Below are 3,659 nucleotides of genomic sequence, written 5' to 3' on the forward strand. Positions count from 1 at the left end.
AATCGAGCCGCGCGTCGTGCTTCATCCTGTCGATCGACGACGACGAACTCATGCTCGGCGAAACCGGCCCGGACGGCGAGCTGCCCGAGCTCGCGACCGCGATCATCGAGCTGCGCGCGTTCGTCACCGAAGTGCGCCGCCGCAACGCGGACATCCCGATCTTCCTGTACGGCGAGACGCGCACGTCGCGCCATCTGCCGAACGACATCCTGCGCGAGCTGCACGGCTTCATCCACATGTTCGAGGACACGCCGGAGTTCGTCGCGCGCCACATCATCCGTGAAGCGAAGGTCTATCTCGACTCGCTCGCGCCGCCGTTCTTCAAGGAACTCGTCAAGTACGCGGACGAAGGCTCGTACTCGTGGCACTGCCCGGGCCACTCGGGCGGCGTCGCGTTCCTGAAGAACCCGCTCGGCCAGATGTTCCACCAGTTCTTCGGCGAGAACATGCTGCGCGCGGACGTCTGCAACGCGGTGGACGAACTCGGCCAGCTGCTCGACCACACCGGCCCGGTGGCGGCGTCCGAGCGCAATGCGGCGCGCATCTTCAGCGCCGATCACCTGTTCTTCGTGACCAACGGCACGTCGACGTCGAACAAGATCGTCTGGCACGCGACGGTCGCACCGGGCGACATCGTGCTGGTCGACCGCAACTGCCACAAGTCGATCCTGCACGCGATCACGATGACGGGCGCGATTCCGGTGTTCCTCACGCCGACGCGCAACCATTTCGGCATCATCGGGCCGATCCCGCGCGACGAATTCAAGCCGGAGAACATCCGCAGGAAGATCGAGGCGAACCCGTTCGCGCGCGAGGCGATGCGCCAGAACCCGGACATGAAGCCGCGCATCCTGACGATCACGCAGAGCACGTACGACGGCGTGGTGTACAACGTCGAGATGATCAAGGACCTGCTCGGCGATCTGCTCGACACGCTGCACTTCGACGAAGCATGGCTGCCGCACGCGACGTTCCACGATTTCTACCGCGACATGCACGCGATCGGCGACGGCCGTCCGCGCACGGGCGCGCTCGTGTTCGCGACCCACTCGACGCACAAGCTGCTCGCGGGCATCTCGCAGGCGTCGCAGATCGTCGTGCAGGATTCGGAGAACCGCACGTTCGACAAGCACCGCTTCAACGAGGCGTACCTGATGCACACGTCGACGAGCCCGCAGTACGCGATCATCGCGTCGTGCGACGTCGCGGCCGCGATGATGGAGCCGCCGGGCGGCACCGCGCTCGTCGAGGAATCGATCGCCGAGGCGATCGACTTCCGCCGCGCGATGCGCAAGGTCGACGCCGAGTACGGCGACGACTGGTTCTTCAGCGTGTGGGGCCCGGACAACCTGTCCGAGGAAGGCATCGGTTCGCGCGAGGACTGGATGCTGAAGCCGAACGACCACTGGCACGGCTTCGGCCCGCTCGCGGAAGGCTTCAACATGCTCGACCCGATCAAGGCGACGATCATCACGCCGGGGCTCGACGTCGACGGCGAGTTCGGCGAGACCGGCATTCCGGCCGCGATCGTCACGAAGTACCTGGCCGAGCACGGGATCATCGTCGAGAAGACCGGCCTGTACTCGTTCTTCATCATGTTCACGATCGGCATCACGAAGGGCCGCTGGAACTCGATGGTGACCGAGCTGCAGCAGTTCAAGGACGACTACGACAACAACCAGCCGCTGTGGCGCGTGCTGCCGGAATTCGTCGCGCAGCATCCGCGCTACGAGCGCGTCGGCCTGCGCGACCTGTGCACGCAGATCCACGACGTGTACCGCGCGAACGACATCGCCCGCCTGACGACCGAGATGTACCTGTCGGACATGGAGCCGGCGATGAAGCCGTCGGACGCGTTCGCGAAGCTCGCGCACCGCAAGATCGACCGCGTGCCGCTCGACGAGCTCGAAGGCCGCGTGACGAGCATCCTGCTCACGCCGTATCCGCCGGGCATCCCGCTGCTGATTCCGGGCGAGCGCTTCAACAAGACGATCGTGAACTACCTGCGGTTCGCGCGCGACTTCAACGAGCGTTTCCCGGGCTTCCACACCGACATCCACGGCCTCGTCGCGGAAGAGGTGAACGGCCGCGTCGAGTACTTCGTCGACTGCGTGCGCGACTGATGGCGCCGCGCGGACGATTCCGGACGATGCGCGCGGCGCTGGCCGCGCTCGTCGTCTGGACGGCAGGATTGGCGGGGCTCGCGGGCGCGGGCGTCGCCCACGCGGAAGTCGCGGCGGCCGACCCGATCGATGTCGCGATGCGGCAATGCCTCGCGCGGCGCGACCGGTCGTCGCCGGCCGGGCAGATCCAGTGCATGGGCGAAGCGCAGCAGCAGTGGCAGGCAGTGATGGACGGCGCGTACCAGCGCCTGTCGAAGGATGCGCCGGCCGACGCGAAGCGCGGCTGGCAGGACAGCCAGCGCCGCTGGCTCACGTGGCGCAAGGACGAAGTGCTGCTGCTGAAGGCCGTGTACGACACGACGCGCGGCACCGCATATGCGATGTCGAGCGCCGACCTGCAGCTGCAGCCGGTGCGCGATCGCGCGCTGGCGCTGCGCGGGGCGGCCGATCGCTATGCCCCGCCGCCGGCAGCCGTGCCGGTCGCGGCGACGAGCGGTGCGCAGGGCGGTGGTGCGGGTGCGCCGGCTGGCGCCAAGCCGGCGAATGCGTCGCGCGATCCGGCGATCCGCCGCGTGCGGCCGTGCGTGCAGGACGCCGCGTGCGAACACGCGCTGTTCGACCTGAACCGCTATTACCAGAAGCTGCGCCGCAAGATGCCCGCGCATTCGGCCGCGACGCTCGTGCGCGCGCAGCGCGCGTGGGTGGCGTTCCGCGATGCGACGGCGCCGCTCGTCGGCGAGGACGGACGCGTCGACCTGATCGGTGCGCGCATCGCGACGATGAAGCGGCTGTCGGAGACGGCCGGCAACCGGTAAAGGACGCGCCGCTTTCGAGTGGGCGACACGACGAAACGGGCACCCTCGGGTGCCCGTTTTGCATGGCGCGGCGTATTGCCTACGCGGGCCTACGCGGGCTGCGACGTGCCCTGCAGCCCGAACCACGACGGCACGAGCGCGACCGCATCGTCGAGCGACGCGAGCACGTGCAGGCTCAGCGCGACGATCTCGGGCGTCGGCGCCTTCAGGTCGGGCACGGTGACGACGGCAGCACCCGCGCTGGCGGCCGACTGCGCGCCGAAGTCGCTGTCCTCGAACGCGACGCACGCGTGGGCCGGCACGCCGAGACGCTCGGCCGCGAGCCGGTAGACGGCCGGGTCGGGCTTGCCGCGCGCGACTTCGTCGCCGCCCGCGATCGCACGGAAGAACGGCAGCACGCCGACCGCGCCGAGCCGCGCGCGGATCACGTCGCCCGCGGACGACGACGCGACCGCGCACGGAATGCCCGCCCGCGCGAGCGTTTCGAGCAGCTCGAGCGCGCCCGGCTTCAGCGGAAACTTCGGATGGGGTTCGGGGGCGGCGAGTTGCTCGCGCACGCGGATGCGCACCGCGTCGAACGTATCGGGGTCGCCGATCAACCGCGCCAGGATCACCTGGCCCTCGGCGAACGACCGGCCGACGATCTGCAGGTAATCGATCTCGGTCAGCACGACGCCGTGCGCATTCGACACGTCGATCCACGTGTTCATGATGGTCCGCT

General features: G+C 68.6%; 3 protein-coding genes. 2 read left to right on the forward strand and 1 reads right to left on the reverse strand.

Going from position 1 to position 3,659, the window contains the following annotated elements; translation table 11 throughout:
- Positions 1 to 2,123, forward strand: a 2,123-nt coding sequence (locus tag JMF90_RS28555) for an arginine/lysine/ornithine decarboxylase (RefSeq protein ID WP_201325730.1), incomplete at its 5' end; no start/stop codon positions are given.
- Positions 2,123 to 2,938, forward strand: coding sequence for a lysozyme inhibitor LprI family protein (locus JMF90_RS28560; RefSeq protein ID WP_011545954.1), 816 nt, complete (start codon positions 2,123 to 2,125; stop codon positions 2,936 to 2,938). The genes JMF90_RS28555 and JMF90_RS28560, both read left to right, overlap by 1 nt.
- 89 nt (positions 2,939 to 3,027) lie before the next feature.
- Here the strand turns inward: JMF90_RS28560 and JMF90_RS28565 are convergent.
- Positions 3,028 to 3,659: HAD family phosphatase (locus tag JMF90_RS28565; protein WP_201325731.1), on the reverse strand; the 632-nt coding region annotated here is incomplete at its 5' end.

The sequence above is a fragment of the Burkholderia sp. E168m23 genome (assembly GCF_016586125.1).
GTDB lineage: Bacteria > Pseudomonadota > Gammaproteobacteria > Burkholderiales > Burkholderiaceae > Burkholderia > Burkholderia orbicola.

Bases quoted from the DNA above. Each gene is read 5' to 3' on its own strand.
- JMF90_RS28560 (WP_011545954.1), top strand. From the start codon at position 2,123: ATGGCGCCGCGCGGACGATTCCGGACGATGCGCGCGGCGCTGGCCGCG.